The following is a 15,871-nucleotide window of genomic DNA, read 5'->3' on the forward strand; positions in this document are numbered from 1 at the left end:
CCGTCATCGTGGCGCATGTGTGTAGATATCCGATAAGCTTGGCGAACGACCGCTATATTATAAATAATGTTCGCTTACTTTCGTACCCATTAGTAATTCTCTATATGTCCCACTAATAACCTCACCTTGCAATTACCGACGAAAATATGAACTTGATTTTACCCACAAAGAAAAAGCGAAGTCTCTATCGGCCATTATGGGTAGAGGTTCCGATCACTCAATCCTTCATAAGCAACATCGCCCATTCGGTGTCGACCTCTTGTTTTGGTTCATCTGAGCATATGCTTTTTCATGCGGATGGGTGGTGGCAGCCAAGACAGGGCTTTTCAGACTGCAAGCTTCAAGCGGTGTGTAAATCAAACACAGTAAGATTCCGGCTTATTGATGGTGGACATCAAGAACCGATAGTTACGAGCGGTATTAATGTTAAGACACTTGCTCGATTAAATGAAACTTGCGGGACTACTGAAAAGGTTTTCTATAGTAAGGACGTGCCGGTCCTGATGGCTATATACTACTCGACTAAACGATACGAGACCTTTAAATGATGCATAAGGCTGGGGCTATATACCTAAGGAAGATCTGAATAACCGCTGGTTTTTGCCCCTTTTCCGCAATCTTGGCGGAAAAGGGGCGCATTGGTCTTACGCTGCAGGTTTTTTATCAATCAGCAGGTTGCTGAAAGCGACCAGCAAATGCAGACGGTTGGTATACTTGGCATTTAAAAGCGATATGCAACACCGATGCTCACGATAGTGGGGTCCACTTCCAATTTTGCCTGAACAGGGGCCGGGCCCAGGTTACCGGTGATATCCGCCTCGAAGGGTGCATATCTAACGTCAAAATTTGCCGACCAGTTATTGTGTATCCTCCAGCGAAAACCAGCCTGAACCGCAGGGGCCCATGTATCTTCGACGTCGAAGTCGGTTAGTGCGCGATCCTTCTCATCTAAAAAGAGAATCCGTCCTACACCCGCTCCAAAGTACGGAGAGAAGTTGCTACCCGTCAAAACATGATACTGAAGCGAAAGAATTACCGGACCATAATCTGTTTGACCAAGAAAAAGACCGGAGAGAGACTCTTCGCCCTGGAGGTCCGCACTAGCGGGAATGCCGCCAAAAATGTTAAATGCCAGCTGATTACTCAGAAAATACGACACGTCGAATGAAACGGTCGTATCGTTGTTAATAGACAGGTTGGAATTTGGAACGGGGGCACCCCCCGCAGAGGCTGATCGCAAATCTTCATCGGTTAAAACTCTAGTGGCATTCAGTCCAACCACCCAGTCGCCTCTACTGTAAACCGGCTCAGATTGAGCGTTGGCCAGGCTCGCAGCAAGTGAAAGTAAAAGGAACGCCACTAACGAGACTTTACTAATTATTTTAGGTTTCATTTTTTTATTATCCTTTTTGGTATTAAAACAAATTGGCTTTAGGTAAAACTGCAATTTTTCGTAACACAAATGCCACTCATTGATGCTAGCTTGCCGGTTTATTGACTAATACTTCCCCATACTCAGAACGCAGCTTGTTTTTTAATACTTTCCCCGTGGCATTGCGTGGCAATCCTTCCACAAAGATCGCGCGATCCGGGATCTGCCACTTGGCGACTTTCCCCTGATAATGAGCAAGAAGTTCCTCCTCAGTAATATTTGCGTCGGGTATTTTTACTGCCAACAGGATCGGTCGTTCGTCCCATTTATCATGGGAGGCCGCCACTACGGCAGCTTCATTGATGGCAGAATGGCCCATTGCGATTCCCTCCAATTCGACTGTAGATATCCATTCACCACCAGATTTAATAATATCTTTTGAGCGGTCACGTATTGTCATAAATCCATCATCATTGATCGAAGCAACATCACCTGTCTCGAACCAACCGTCTTCCTCAAGAGTCTGATTTGGTTCAACACCGAAGTAATCGGCTACCACCCAATGACCACGGATGCGGAGATTTCCCTGAGCAATGCCATCTTCGGGCAGTTGATGACCGTCTTCTCCTACAATTTTGAGCTGCACCCCGTAGGGAGGCCGTCCCTGGCTTTCACGGATTTTGTTTCTTCCTTCCTCCGAAAGAGTATTGTGTTTCGACAGCAGTGCGTTGACGGTTCCGATCGGTGATGTTTCTGTCATTCCCCATGCATGGACAACTTCTACGCCATACTTACCACGAAACTCCGACATCATTGAGGGCGGACAAGCGCTACCCCCTATCACCGTCCGTTTAAGCGACTGTGCCGAGGAGCCAAGCTCGTCCAAAGCCGAGAGAAGTCCCTGCCAAATCGTAGGCACACCCAGCGCAATCGTTACGCTTTCTGAATCGATCAGCTTGACCAAACTTTGCCCATCCAGGCCAGGACCAGGCAACACCAGTTTGGCTCCAACCATCGCCGTAATGTAGGGTACCCCCCACGCATTTACGTGAAACATAGGAACAACCGGCATCACCACGTCCCGTGCCGATAAATTCAGTGCGTCGGGTTGAGCAGCTACCAGCGCGTGCAGAACGGTGGAGCGGTGTGAATAGAGCACCCCTTTGGGATTTCCAGTGGTGCCCGATGTATAGCAGAGGCTTGAGGCCTGGTTTTCGGCGATTTCAGGCCAATTCGCGTTAGGCGTTCCTCGCTGGAGAAACTCTTCATAAAACAACAATCCTGGAAATTGCGCTGCAATTTCTTCGTCCGGTTCGGACATCAATACAAATTCCTCAACCGTCTCCAGTCGGTCACGGATATTTGAAACAATCGAAAGGAACGTTTTGTCAAAGAATATGGCTTTGTCTTGAGCATTGTTGATAACGTAAACGAGTTGTTCTGGAAACAGTCGCGGGTTAATGGTGTGACACACCATCCCGCCACCAGAGATGCCAAGATAACATTCCAGGTGCCCCACGTTATTCCAACAAATGGTCGCGCACCGATCCCCCTGGACATAGCCTGCCGTTCGAAGCGCCGACGCAAGTTGTCGCGACCGCCTCGAAACAGTTGCCCAGTCAGATCGACTGGGATTTCCATCCGTTCCTATCGACACAATCTCAGCGTCTCCATGGTAGCGAGCAGCATGGTCGATCAAAGAATTCACGGTGAGTTCTACGTTCATCATTTTGCCAAGCACGTTTATCTCCTCTCCATTTCTACTGCTCGTGGGACGGAATAGTTGGCGTCAGTAGTGTCCGCGGTGGGCGTGGGCGTCATAACCCGAGCCTAAACCGTGACATTTCCCAGGAGGATGTCGGCTGCATTTTCGGCAATCATCATGGTGGGTGCGTTGGTGTTACCGGCAACCAAACTGGGCATTATCGAAGCATCGACGACTCTAAGCCCTTCAATGCCTCTGACTTTCAACTCTGGATCAACGACTGACTCCGGATCCACGCCCATACGGCAGGTGCCAACGGGGTGGTAGATAGTCTCTGCATTTTCCCGGATGAAGTCCGCAATCTGATCGTCCGAGGACACAGAGTTTCCGGGCATGACTTCTCGCTTACTATGCAAAGCCATTGTCGGTGCCGCGAGTACTCGTCGCCCGAATTTAACGGCGGAAATCATTGTCTTGATGTCTTCGGGGTCACTCAGATAATTGGGCTGAATCAACGGATCGGCTAATGGATCAGGGCTTTTCAGTCCAATAAAACCCCGGCTTTTGGGCAGCAGATCGCAAATGTGTAAGGTGTAGCCATACCCGGTCATCACTTTTCGCCCATGATCCTTCAAAAAAGTTGGCAAAAAATGGAATTGCACATTCGGTCGTTCACACGAAGGGCTGGATTTAACAAAGCCTCCTGCCTCGGCTACATTACTGGTGAGAAACCCGCGTCGCGCAAAAATATAGGAAAAAAGTGCGCTCACTCCCCGAAGCAGGAAGCTGGGGGCAACACCAATAGGCAAACGTGAGTTCGCCGCGTGCATCAGCGTAATATCCAAATGATCGACCAGATTCTTGCCCACCTCAGGAAGGTGATGGACCAGAGGGATTCCGTGTTTCCGAAGCTCTTCGCTATCACCGATTCCCGAAAGCATAAGTAGTTGTGGTGAATTAACCGCACCACCAGACAATATGACTTCACCGCCGTTATTGAGTCTAAGCTGGCGATATTCGCCCCCCTGGTTCAGTGTCACGCCGACTGCCCGCTTACCGTCCATTACCACCCGGGTTACCCGAGCGTCCGTTAGCACATCGAGGTTAGGCCGTTTCTCTGCGCCACGCAGAAACGCCTGCGCCGAACTCCAGCGCCGACCATTTTTTTGTGTCACCTGGTAGAGGCCCAGTCCCTCTTGCGTTTCGCCATTGAAATCCGTGTTCACCGGGACATCCACATGGGAAGCGGCGCGAACAAAATCCCGACTTAACGGATTGACCGATCTCAGATCGCTTACGCTGAGTTCACCGCCCTTGCCGTGGTAAGCATCCGGTCCGAAACGTTCGTTATCTTCCAGCCGACGAAACAATGTTAATGCGCGGTCCCATCCCCAAAGGTCGGTCCCGGCAGCTTGCCCCCAGCGTTCATAATCGGCTTTGTGGCCTCTGATATAGACCATGGCGTTGATAGAAGAGGAGCCGCCAAGTGTCTTTCCCCGCGGCCAGAACAGTCGACGCCCCTTGAGGTGTTCTTGAGGTTCGGTTTCGAAAGCCCAATTCAGCTTCTTGCTATTGGCAAGAAGTGCAATGCCTATGGGCATATGTATGAGCGGGTTCTTATCCCCAGGCCCCGCTTCAAGCAACGCCACTCGCTTCGAAGGATCTGCAGTAAGCCGGTTAGCCAATAAACAGCCAGCTGATCCCGCACCAACAATAATGTAATCGTACATAATACCTCTCTTGTTATTTGATTATGCTCAGCCCAAAATACGAACAGCAGCATCTATGAGCCGCCGGACCCAGCGTGTATAGGGAGGAAAAAGAAGGTGGATAAGAGAATGCTTATCCTCCATCAACGCCTTTTCATGGGAAAAAGCGCGGAAACCGTATTCACCGTGTGCCGCCCCTATCCCGGAATTATTCACTCCACCAAAAGGCAGGTCCGGATGTAGAAAATGCACGACTGTAAGGTTGACCCCTACAGCGCCGGAACTTGTTCGTTCGATAATACTCCTGGCAAAAGACTTGTTTTTGTCGAATACGTAAAGCGCCAGCGGCTTGGGGTTATCATTTATTTTATTGATAACCGAATCAATATCATCGAACTCAATAACCGGTAATATCGGGCCGAATAACTCCTCACGTGAGATATCCATGTCGCTGGATACATTTGCAATCAACGTCGGAGCAATAAAATTTTCTTCAGCATCTGTAACGCCACCTTCAAAGACTTTTGCGCCTTTGCTTTTGGCATCATCTATAATGTTTGATACGCGCTGGAAATGACGGGCATTTACAATCCGGCAATAGTCAGCCGTCGATTTTTGAGCTTCCGGTGTTTTTCCGTAGGTGCGCCCGATTTGCTTTTTAAGTGCTTCATTGAATTGGTCTGCGATACTTCTGTGTACAAAAACGTGGTCTGGAGCGATGCAGGTCTGGCCGTTATTGGCAAACTTCCCCCAGACAATATATCTGGCAGCCTTCTTTATGTTGGCATCCGGGCCTACGATGGTCGGGGATTTCCCGCCCAGCTCCAGTGTCACTGAGGAAAGGTTCCTGGCAGCAGCCTCCATGACCAGCTTGCCTACCGCAGGGCTACCAGTGAAGAATATGTGGTCGAAGGGCAAGGTCAACAGTTTCTGCGCTACCGCAGCATCCCCCTCAACCACGGAAACCAGGTCAGGAGAGAAGGTTTCGGCGACAATATCAGCGATCACCTTTGAGGTATGGGGTGTCATTTCCGAGGGTTTGATGATCGCACCGTTTCCTGCAGCCAACGCCGAGACCAGAGGTCCCAGCGCGAGATTGAGCGGATAATTCCACGGTGCAATGATCAGGCACACCCCCTTTGGTTCTGGCCGAACATAAGATTTCGTACCCAGAACGCCAACGGAGGCAGCCACCCGCTTCGGACGCATCCATTTACGCAAGTGTTTTTTAGTGTGTCGAATTTCCTGAAGCACCGGCAGGAGTTCAGTTAATTTGACTTCTGGAGCGGGTTTTCGAAAGTCCGCCGCGCAAGCCGCAATGATGTTTGATTCGTAGCGTTTAATTGAATCCCGCAGCTGGTCGAGCTGCGCTATTCGAGCCTCTAAGGTAAAACTTCCGCGACGCGCAAGTTGTGCCCGCTTTAGGGCCGCGAACGTTGAATCAATCGTATCGCTGGTTGACACATTGGGCAGCCCAACCTCCGCCAGACTAGCAATCTGCATTATAAAATCACCTCTTTCCGAACGAGACTGTTGTTATTTTAAATCGGATTATTAGTCTTCATAGAGGACATAGTCCTCTTTTGTGGCACCACAGTCCGGACAGCACCAATCGTCTGGAATATCTTCAAAACGAGTGCCGGCAGGGAAGCCTTCGGCTTCATCTCCGAGAGCTTCATCGTAGATATGGCCGCAAGTGATGCAGACCCACTTCCGATAGGTATCTTTTTGAGTCGAGTCTTTGGGCGATTTTGAAGAGGTAGGCTTCGGTTTCGCTTTGGGCTTTGTTTTATTTTTAGCTGAAGGAGTAGATGCGTCCGTTGCTTTCTGCGATGCTCCCTCGGTCTTAGCTTGGCTGGCAGTACGGACCGCTATATTGGTTGCGGACACCGAAAGTTCCGAGTTCGCTTCTTGAAGCGCAACGAAGTCAACCTTATCCCTGACGGCACAGTCTGGACAGGACCAGTCTTCAGGAATTTTTTCCCATGTCGTTCCTGCAGGAAAGCCTTCGTGCGGATCACCAACCACTTCGTCGTATACATAACCACAATCAGGGCATTGATATTTAGCCATTTAGAGCACCTTTCAAACGATCTTGTTGTCTTTGTTTTGGTAGCGCCCGACGCGCACCTTTTCAGGTGCACGTCAGACACGCTCCTTTATCTACAACGTAAGTAACGTAAACGAGGTATATAACCCCAGCTACCCGCTCATTTAGCAGCTGCGGTATTGGCCTGTTGATGGCCCGTCACACCAAATTTATGCTCATAGTACTCACGCTTGCCGGGCTGGATCTGAATCTTGTCGAGATCTCCTTTCGCCCATTCCACCACCCGGTGATCCATGATCGACCGAAACCATGAGGGAAACATTGCGACCAGGAACATTCCGGGATATCCCGATGGTAAGGAAGGCAGGTCTTTGAAGTCGCGAAGCGATTGATAGGACCTTGTAGGATGGGCGTGATGGTCGGAATGTCGTTGCAAATGAAACAGAATCAGGTTCGACATAATGTGGTTTGAGTTCCATGAGTGGTGCGGTTGTTGACGCTCATAACGTCCATCCGGCATCTTCTTCCGCAGCAGGCCATAATGCTCAATATAGTTGGCGCTGGTCAACTGCCACCAGCCAAAGGCCATCTGGATGGGCAGGAAGATCAGCATTAACGGACCAAAAAACGCCAGCAATGCGGCATACAGCACGACCGTCAGAATCATCGGCTGAAGCACTTCGTTCTCCAGGCTCCAGACACTTTTGCCGCAACGGCTCAGGCGCTGCTCTTCCAGCGTCCATGCCCGCTTGAAAGCACCGGGAATTTCACGCAATGAAAATGCGTAAATGGACTCGCCCATGCGGGATGTCGCCGGGTCCATCGGTGTTGCCACATCACGGTGATGCCCCTTATTGTGCTCAATGAAGAAATGACCATATCCGACCACGGCGAGAACCAGTTTGGCCATCCAGCGGTCAAACGTCTCTTTTTTATGGCCGAGTTCGTGGCCTGTGTTCAGAGCCAGGCCATTGATGATGCCCATGGAAAAGGCCAGTGCGACGAACTCGAAAACATTCATTGGATGCGTGGCCACCCACCAGCAACTGACAATCAGAGATGCGTAGTGAACGGGCACGGTCAGGTAGGTCAGCACCCGATAGTAACGGTCCTGCTCAAGCCGGGGCACAGCCGACTCGGGGGGGTTGGAAAAATCTTCTCCGAACATGGCATCAATCAAGGGAACGGCACCATACCAGAAGATTAACACCAGCCCGTACCAGATGCTCCATCCGGTCTGGGCGACCAGATAAAGGCTGATAAGGGGTGTCGCTGGCCACAGCACGGAAAGGACCCACAGGTGGCGCTTTCTGTCCACATAGTTTTCGGCACCAGGGTCCCTCTGAAGAGACTCTGTTACTACATTTTCTGACATTGACATGAGGATCACCTTATTGTTATCGGATTCATCATCTTTTTACATCTTGTTCTGACCGGGCCACTCAGATGAGCGGGCCGGTTGTACGCAGTTACAGGATTGGCTATAAGTTGGGGTCAAACAACTACCCGAACGGGTAGGTTTGGCGCCGGATAACGGTCGATATACGTCATGCCCTGGCGCGCTCGCGTTCCGGGGTGGCAAAGCAGGAGACTTGACTGTCATGACACGCCATAGCCTGGAAGATTGGTGCAGAAAGATGTCCGCCCGGATGTGGGGTCGTCAGCGTTTCATTACTCAAGGCTGTACAGACCGCCAGCGCCTGAGTGCTTCCGCGGTGCCTGGAGCAAAAGTCGTTCTGTACCGGGCTCCGCCGGGCTACGGAAAATCTGTACAGGTAGCCCTGGCAGCGAACATCCGCGATCCGGAACACGAGAGTGCCGTCTATATCAATAGACGATCGTACCCGGACGCACGGGATGTCACTGACAGCCTGTTTGCGGCGTTGGTTTTATATCAGCTTGAAGGACCTGAATCCCGGGGAGCGCTGAAAAGCGACACCGACACCATCGAAGCGCTTCGGGATGCCTTATTCAATGCAAAAAAGACCATAAGAATTTGCCTTGACGGGCCCGGTGAAGGGGCAGATAACGGGGATCTGATTGAGGATCTGATCTGTGAAACACCGGACAATGTAAAATTTTTTATTGCGCCCGGCAGCGCCGGGGCATTGCCGCGTTTGTCGCTGATGACGGGTGTTGTGACCTATGGTGCTGATGAGCTTGCCTTTACAGAAGAGGACCTAAAGGAGCCGGAGAAGCTTGGTGAGGTAACGGGTATAGGTGGCTCCGAAGCAGGCAACATTATACAAGCCACGGGCGGATGGCCCGCACTCGTCAGACTGATGCGCCAAACCCCGAACCCGGACCTGCCTCCCGAATCCTGGCCGGAAACCCGCTCGTATTTCAGAGACAATCTCTTGTCCGTGCTACCCGATAATGCGCGAAGGTTTGTTTGCAACGCAGCGATGCTCGAGGAGATCAGCGCTGAATGCTATGACTATGTCTATAAAACGCAACAGGCTGATCAGGAAATTTCGTTTCTTAACGAAAAATTTGCACTTTTAGCCCCCACCGCCGCCTCCGGCAAGCACCTGACCATGCACCCTGTGCTGAGAGAGTATTTGCGCAGTGTGTTTAGCGCCACTCAACGGGAGCGCCGTTCGTATGTGCTGAAACGCGTTGCCTTCTGGCATTGGCGCAGGGGAGAGTACCTCCATTCAATCAACGTCGCCCTGGAAGCCAGTGACCATCGCTGGGCGCGCGTGGTCAGTGACAGCATTATTCTGGATGTGGCGCTCCGGCAAGGTGAAATTGAAGTGCTTCGCACATGGTTTGAAAAGGTGCCGGCCCGCACGATAAAAAAAATCGCTTCCTTAAGCATAGGCTATGCCTGGACTCTGTATTTCAGCCAGCAAGCGCGGCAGGCAGAGGAAATGCTGGCGAGTTCCCGCCATCCGATTTCCAGGGGGCTGGGCAGCCTTGATGAGGAAGGGTGGCGGGAACTGGTTAAGGCAATAGGTAAAGCCACACACGATGAATTGCCGGAGAGTCAGGCGCTCTGTGAAAAGTGGATTGACGCCTTTGGCGATCGCAACCTGGTGGGTAAAGGCGCGGCCCTTACATGCCAGGCATTCATTGCCTCCAGCGACCGCCGCTTTGAAGAGTTAGAAGAATTATTGCACAAGGCGGCTGTGGTCAATCAGTCATCCAATCAATTCTACGCGTTTATCTGGCTTAAAACGGCGGAAATTCAGACAGAATTGTTCAAAGGCGACATGGTCCGGGCAATGCACCTGTTGCGTCAGGCGAATAAAACCGCAGAAAAGATTGGCGTACCAAAAAGCTTTTTAAGCAAGATGCTTGGTGTTCTTGAGTTACAAATCCTGCTCGAACAGGATCATCACCTGGTTTCCCCGGAATCTGCACAGGCATCCTTTGATTTCGCCTTGAATTATGGCGTTACCGACATTCTGTGGGGATGTACACAGACCTGCAGCCGTTTGCTGTACCACCAGGGATTCCGGGACAGAGCCATGGCCCTGTTGGAGCAAGCCCGCCTGGCCGCCAGCGAGCGCGAGCTCCCGCGCCTCAATATCCTGACGAAAGTTCAGCTGGCTGAGTTCACTCTCCTGAACAACGAGGAATTGGAGCCACCGATACTTCCCGATGAATCCGAGCTGACATTTACGCCGAATCAAAACCGGGCCATTCAGGCGCACATTGCTTTAGTGCGCTCAATGTACAGGCTAAGGCTTGGGAAGCAGTTTGGTGTGGCCGGGAACTATGCCAGAGAGGCGCTTCAGGCTGCCAGTGCCATCTCAGATGCCAGAACCAGGGTCGCCGCTCAGTATTGCCAGGCCCTGGCAGCCTTTGCCCTCGGTTCCTCAAAACCGGCGAAGCGCATGATGCTTGATGCCAACCTGCATGCGGAGCATCTGAATTGCCACTTTACACCGCTGTGGATAAAAGAAACGCTGCTTTCCCTGAGTCCCCTTGCCCGGAATCTTTTTGATGATCTGCCGGACACCGCTGAAGCTGCCACTACAAAGGACCCCGAGGTCCGGGCAGGCGACCTCAGCGCTGCACCGGTACCGGGACATACCGACGCCGCCATCACGGTCAGGCAGATTTCCATACTGAAGTGCATAAGCAACGGAATGACCAACAAAGCGATCGCTGAGCGGCTTCTTGTGACCGAGGATGCTGTCAAATGGCATCTGAAGAAGATTTTCAGCGAACTTGGAGTAACCAACCGGGTTCAGGCGGTCACTGAAGCGCGACTGCGCGGACTTCTATAGTGAGACGTAACCGGTGCTCTGCTGGTTGCGGAGCCGGGGTATGGGCAGGGGTGTATGGGCAGGGGTGTATGGGCAGAGAGTGCCACCTTTTCGCGGCGCTGGCAGGCGGCCCGGCTTCGCCGGGCAAACAAAAAGCCCTGGCTGGTAAGCCAGGGCTTTTTGGGGGTTACTGCTGTGTCGTTGGTGAGAGATAGGTGAGAGAAAGCTTACCTTCAGGGATTTCAAGACGGATGACGGTGTTTGCGTTCAGTCCCAGCAAATCGATGAGCGGGTTACAAAGGTTAGGAACCAGACTGCATATACCACCTACATTGTTCGAGTTGAGCTTAATATCTCCCCGCACTTCAACGTCAATCGGGACCTTCTCGACATTAAGCAGTTGGATCTGTATGCGGCCATCCGGGAGAAAGGTCACAGGCCCTCTCAGCGTCAGGCGGTCACCACCCAGGTCGTGAATGGGATAGCTGCGCAGGTTATGGTCAAGATAGGCCGGGCCAATGCTCGGGTTGAGGTAAGGTGCATCCAGATAGACGTCCAGAATGAGCTCGAAGGTAAACTGACCCTGATCGTTGGTATAGAGAAAGCCATTCAGCGGTTCCACATTGCCATTGGCATCCCTTGGGTATCTTATGCGCATCATGAGCGGGCCGGTCGGGATACGTTCGTTGGCCTCAATGCCGGTGTTTGCGATATTGAACTGGGCAAACAAATCCAACAACGTAGTATCTATTTTGGCCCACACATCGGTGGATGTGGTGGCTAACACAGAGGGCAGAATTTCCACCGGTACCCGGCCCTGCTCATCCGGCTGTCCTGCTACGATGGTATCGAGCATGGCTGTCAGATAAATGAACTTGTCTTCCGGGCAGCTTTCCCCGACTTCACATCCAATTCCAGCGTCAACAACAAGAGAATCCTGTTGAGGAGGATCCAGTGAGCTGACCCCATTGGATGCCAGGCCTACCGCGTTGGCAACGCTTTCTCCTGCTTGAGAGCCGGCCTCAAGATCTTTTGTATAGTCCAGATCCGCATTGGCATCGGCCGCCGGCAGGTTTCTCAGCGGCAGGTAGGTGGCATTCTTTTTCTCGATGCCGGTGAAGTAGTTCACCAGCGCCGTGCCGCCCTCGGTTCTGTGGGTTGCCTCCCATTTATCCTGGGTGAGCAGGACGGTTTGCAGAGGCAGCCCCGCGGCTGACTCTATCGCGGAGTCATTGGCATTCAGCGTATAGCGGTAAAGCCTGCCTGTCTCCCACGGAACCAGGGGCGTAATGGTCAGGGACCGTGGCTCGGTGGTGAGGGTGTATTCGGAGATATCAAGTTTTTCCCATTGGCCAGTATCCGTTTGCCTTTCAACGGTCAGACTGTCGCCGGGGATGATGGTTTCCGGGTTCATGTTCTGGGAGAAACGGACGATAATGGGCTTGTCGGTTTCGAGTTGACCAATGGGTAGCAGGTCGTCATCGTCTTTGCCCCCGGTACAACGTCCCTGGTTACCATTACTGACATTCGTATCGGTAATATCTTTGGCACAGGGGAACCCCGGGTGGGTTATCAGGGCAAGCGGTGACTGGTCCGTTGGCGTGCCCGGTTCGGTCGGGCTGAGTTGGAAGGGGAGGGCAACCTGGCTGGCAAAGGTGTTTCCGGCCAGATCCCGCAAACCGGACCCGTTTTGCGACGAGGCACCATCGGGATTGAGCCTGAGAACGTAGGCCGGACCATGCTCCAACGGCTCCACGGGATCAATGACAACACTGCCGCCATTGGCTTTCAGGTTCGCATCAACCGGTACTCCATTCTTTTCCAGCTGAATGTTGTCTGAATGGATGGATGAGGGGAGCAGCGGTTCGTTGAAGTAGACCACCAGATTATCGCCCGGGCGAAGCTTGTCCTGATTATCATCCCCGGGCACCCAGCTCTTGATGAAGGGCGCTTCGGTGTCCGCGAAGCCGGCCTGCAGCGGGGCATCTTCGACGTTGCGGAAGCCGTTCAGCTTGAAGGAGATCAGGCCTGAGGCCGTGTCAATGCCCATCACGTCCGGCTCAATAACGCCAACGGCTTCGATGCTCAGCTTGCCGTCCTCGACGATGGCGGTACCCACCAGCTGCACGTGCATGAGCTGCTGGCCAAGGGCACCGTTGGCAATGGTGTTCCCGGTATTGAGGGCCATATCGACGTAGAGTTCGAGCGATCGGGGTGCATCCACTGCATCGGTGTAGGGATTGGGCATCAGGAAGCCATTGGCGTCCGAGAGAAAGCGAACCTCGACGGCGTCGGATTCAAACCCGGCCGGTACGGCACCGGCGACCTTGACCACTACGGAACTCCCGGTCAGCAGGGTGCCCCGGTCGATCCTCAGGGGAATGCTCTGGCCGGCCGCTTCAAATTTGGGAATAAAACCCAGCTCCGCGAACACGGTGCCGGTGACGGCCGTCGGGTTGTCCGGGCCCAGGAGGGGAGAACTCAGGTTCACCGAGTTGTAATCCTCGCCCGTCAGCGGTAGCTGGCCAGACAGGGTTTCAGCAGCCTGGGCCATAATCTGCCGCTTGCCCGTCGGGGAGCGGGAGTCGATCGGGTTGAAGGTCAGTGTGCGATCTTCGGACAGGGCATCATCGAGCAGAGCGCTTTTGATGCCGGTAGTCACTTTCAGGGTATAGGTTTTGGTGGGGTCCAGGTAGCCTTCCGGGTCCACCGTGACCCGGTGACCCCTGACGTATACTTCGGCATTCACCGGTTCACCGGCCTGGTCCGTCAGGCGGATGGTGTCGCCGTAAACCACCGATTGCGGGTCGACGGGCTCGGTAAACTGAAGCCGGAATGTCGTGAAATCCGTGACGGGGTAGTCGCTTCCTCCGTCCGGAATGGTCCGCGCCAGTTCAAATCCGGTGCCTTCGGTCTGGCTCAGAATCGGGCCGGATGTGGCCGGTGCTGTCCTGAATCGGATGCCATCCGCGGTCAGTGACACCGGTGTGCCGCCAACCTCAAGGCCCTCTGCGGTCAGGGTGTAGCTGGTTCCCGGCGCAAGCGCCGTGTCCGGCTTTGCCGCCAGCCCCATCTTGTCTTCACCAGTGAACATCACGTCGGTGAGGGTAACCTCGTTCCCGGTGGCATCCTTCAGGACCAGGACATCGGGAAGGTCAGTCAGCGGTGTATCGATGGACTTGTTGAAGCGCAGGAAGACCGGTGCTGTTGTGGGGACGGTGGACGTGACACCGGGCTGATCGCCGCCGGGGGACGTACTGTCAGCCGGATAGGTAAATGTCAGCGATCCGGGTGTCGGAGCCCGGGTAACGGTCTGCTTGTCTCCGCTACCCCCGCAGCCTGCGAGTGCTGTGGTGACAATCAATGCAATGGTTGTTTTTTTCATGCCGCACCTCTTCAGAATTTCAGCGTAACCGAACCGCTGAACACGTGAATGTCGCCGTCTGCGGTAACGTCTTCTTCATTGCCGTTATAGTCGACAATGGTGAAATCACGCTCTTGCAGCTTCTGGTACTGGTAACCAAGGTCCACGCGAACGGGGTAGGCCAGAAGACGGGTGCGGTTGAATGTGGCGCTTAAGCCAAGCCCGACAGAAATCTTGTCTGTGTCCAGGTAGTTGATTTCCGGGTTTCGGGTGGTTTTCAGAGGGGATTCTTCATAGGCGACGCCGGCACGCAAACTGAAGTTATCGTTCAGCATAAACTCGCCACCGAGACGGGGAATCAGGGTGTCGTCAAACTGCATGCGGGCAGCAGGGGAGAGGCGGTTCTGATCCTTGATGGTGTCGCTGGCAAATTCATCTTCCAGTTCTGACCAGTTCTGTTGTTCTACGCTGCCCCCGATACGCCAGCCGTCACCCTGATACTGGGTACCAATGACCCAGGTTTCCGGCTGAAAGGAGTCGATCGTGGTGACCGCAAGCGCAAGCCCCGGGTCGGGAATCGTCTGGTCGACAATGACGTTTGCGTCGACACTGGTGGAAGCCGATGATTTTGCGCGGTAAGCCAGGGCCGTTTCCCAGCCGCTCAACCAACAGCCGCTTTCAGAGCAGAAGGTTTTGCCCCAGTCGATGGAGGTACTGAGGATCGACTTTACAGAGGGTTCGGCATTGACTGACAGGCGCTCACGCCGTGTCTCACCGGCCAGGTTCGATATCGTATCGAGCTCGGCCGTGGCTTCGAGGGTGACCCTTGCCGAGATGCCGGCATCAATGCCCCGCCAGATATTGGTGGCACCACCGATATTGAGGAACAGGGGTTCCTTGCCATACTCCATGAACTGGCCGCTTTCCGATGTGTTTGAACCGAAGGCCAGCAGTTCCTTGCCATACTTCTCCACTCCCGCGATGAAGCCAAAGTAGATGGGGTGCTTGAAACGGGTCAAGGAAGTAAGATTTGTTTTCATGCCGATCAGCACATGCTGGCTCGGCGAGTCGGCGAGTACGTCGCCATCCCGCAGGGGGCCATCCACTCTCAGTTCCTGTTCTGCATGAAGCAGGCCTAGGGTCAGCTCTCCCCGGGGATCTTTTGTCAGATAAGCCGGGTTATAGTAAGTGGCAGACACCTGATCGTTGAACATAGACAGGGATTGCGCTGTAGCCACGTCGGCTGCCATTACCCCGTAGGTGGTGCCGATGTTGCCCATGCTGGCCTGAGTGGGAAAAGAACCCCCAGCGGACAGAATTGCGATTGCAAGGCAAGAGGTAGGGCCCTTAGTAAAAAGGGGAGTCTTAGGCATTAATATGCTCCGTTTTCTCGTTATTGTTGTCAGTACATCTATACAGCGCTTGTTGAGGCGGTCAGATGCTGTTCAGCAAAA

Annotated in this window: 9 protein-coding genes; 1 reads left to right on the plus strand and 8 read right to left on the minus strand. The window is 53.2% G+C overall.

Going from position 1 to position 15,871, the window contains the following annotated elements; all coding sequences use genetic code 11:
* Positions 1–721 precede the first annotated feature (721 nt).
* The 6 genes from ACSSVV_RS17640 to ACSSVV_RS17665 all read right to left on the minus strand — a co-directional run bounded on the left by ACSSVV_RS17640 (position 722) and on the right by ACSSVV_RS17665 (position 8,217).
* A complete protein-coding gene (locus ACSSVV_RS17640) occupies positions 722–1,393 on the minus strand; it encodes an OmpW/AlkL family protein (protein ID WP_454106663.1) in 672 nt (223 codons plus the stop codon).
* Between the two features lie 85 nt (positions 1,394–1,478).
* Positions 1,479–3,113, minus strand: coding sequence for a long-chain-fatty-acid--CoA ligase (locus ACSSVV_RS17645; protein ID WP_072678642.1), 1,635 nt, complete (start codon positions 3,111–3,113; stop codon positions 1,479–1,481).
* A gap of 89 nt (positions 3,114–3,202) precedes the next feature.
* A complete protein-coding gene (locus ACSSVV_RS17650; RefSeq protein WP_454106664.1) occupies positions 3,203–4,807 on the minus strand; it encodes a GMC family oxidoreductase in 1,605 nt (534 codons plus the stop codon).
* Between the two features lie 27 nt (positions 4,808–4,834).
* Positions 4,835–6,289: an aldehyde dehydrogenase family protein gene (locus tag ACSSVV_RS17655; RefSeq protein WP_454106665.1), complete on the minus strand. Its 1,455-nt coding sequence runs from the start codon at positions 6,287–6,289 to the stop codon at positions 4,835–4,837.
* Between the two features lie 51 nt (positions 6,290–6,340).
* Positions 6,341–6,859: a rubredoxin gene (locus tag ACSSVV_RS17660; protein ID WP_454106666.1), complete on the minus strand. Its 519-nt coding sequence runs from the start codon at positions 6,857–6,859 to the stop codon at positions 6,341–6,343.
* A gap of 137 nt (positions 6,860–6,996) precedes the next feature.
* A complete protein-coding gene (locus ACSSVV_RS17665) occupies positions 6,997–8,217 on the minus strand; it encodes an alkane 1-monooxygenase (RefSeq protein WP_454106667.1) in 1,221 nt (406 codons plus the stop codon).
* 220 nt (positions 8,218–8,437) lie between these two features.
* Between ACSSVV_RS17665 and ACSSVV_RS17670 the strand changes: the two genes are divergently transcribed.
* A complete protein-coding gene (locus ACSSVV_RS17670; RefSeq protein WP_454106668.1) occupies positions 8,438–11,074 on the plus strand; it encodes a helix-turn-helix transcriptional regulator in 2,637 nt (878 codons plus the stop codon).
* Positions 11,075–11,240: 166 nt separating this feature from the next.
* Here the strand turns inward: ACSSVV_RS17670 and ACSSVV_RS17675 are convergent, their stop codons facing one another.
* Positions 11,241–14,438: an Ig-like domain-containing protein gene (locus tag ACSSVV_RS17675; protein ID WP_023008021.1), complete on the minus strand. Its 3,198-nt coding sequence runs from the start codon at positions 14,436–14,438 to the stop codon at positions 11,241–11,243.
* An 11-nt stretch (positions 14,439–14,449) separates the two neighbouring features.
* On the minus strand, positions 14,450–15,790 hold the full coding sequence (gene aupA, locus ACSSVV_RS17680; RefSeq protein ID WP_031209721.1) for an alkane uptake protein AupA: 1,341 nt from the start codon (positions 15,788–15,790) through the stop codon (positions 14,450–14,452).
* Between the last annotated feature and the right edge of the window lie 81 nt (positions 15,791–15,871).

This window comes from Marinobacter sp. MBR-105 (assembly GCF_053628895.1).

What these genes read in the sequence shown, in the direction of transcription:
- ACSSVV_RS17655 (WP_454106665.1), bottom strand. Translation starts at nt 6,289, where the DNA reads ATGCAGATTGCTAGTCTGGCGGAGGTTGGGCTGCCCAATGTGTCAACC.
- ACSSVV_RS17640 (WP_454106663.1), bottom strand. Translation starts at nt 1,393, where the DNA reads ATGAAACCTAAAATAATTAGTAAAGTCTCGTTAGTGGCGTTCCTTTTA.
- aupA (WP_031209721.1), bottom strand. Translation starts at nt 15,790, where the DNA reads ATGCCTAAGACTCCCCTTTTTACTAAGGGCCCTACCTCTTGCCTTGCA.
- ACSSVV_RS17660 (WP_454106666.1), bottom strand. Translation starts at nt 6,859, where the DNA reads ATGGCTAAATATCAATGCCCTGATTGTGGTTATGTATACGACGAAGTG.
- ACSSVV_RS17650 (WP_454106664.1), bottom strand. Translation starts at nt 4,807, where the DNA reads ATGTACGATTACATTATTGTTGGTGCGGGATCAGCTGGCTGTTTATTG.
- ACSSVV_RS17670 (WP_454106668.1), top strand. Translation starts at nt 8,438, where the DNA reads ATGACACGCCATAGCCTGGAAGATTGGTGCAGAAAGATGTCCGCCCGG.
- ACSSVV_RS17665 (WP_454106667.1), bottom strand. Translation starts at nt 8,217, where the DNA reads ATGTCAATGTCAGAAAATGTAGTAACAGAGTCTCTTCAGAGGGACCCT.
- ACSSVV_RS17675 (WP_023008021.1), bottom strand. Translation starts at nt 14,438, where the DNA reads ATGAAAAAAACAACCATTGCATTGATTGTCACCACAGCACTCGCAGGC.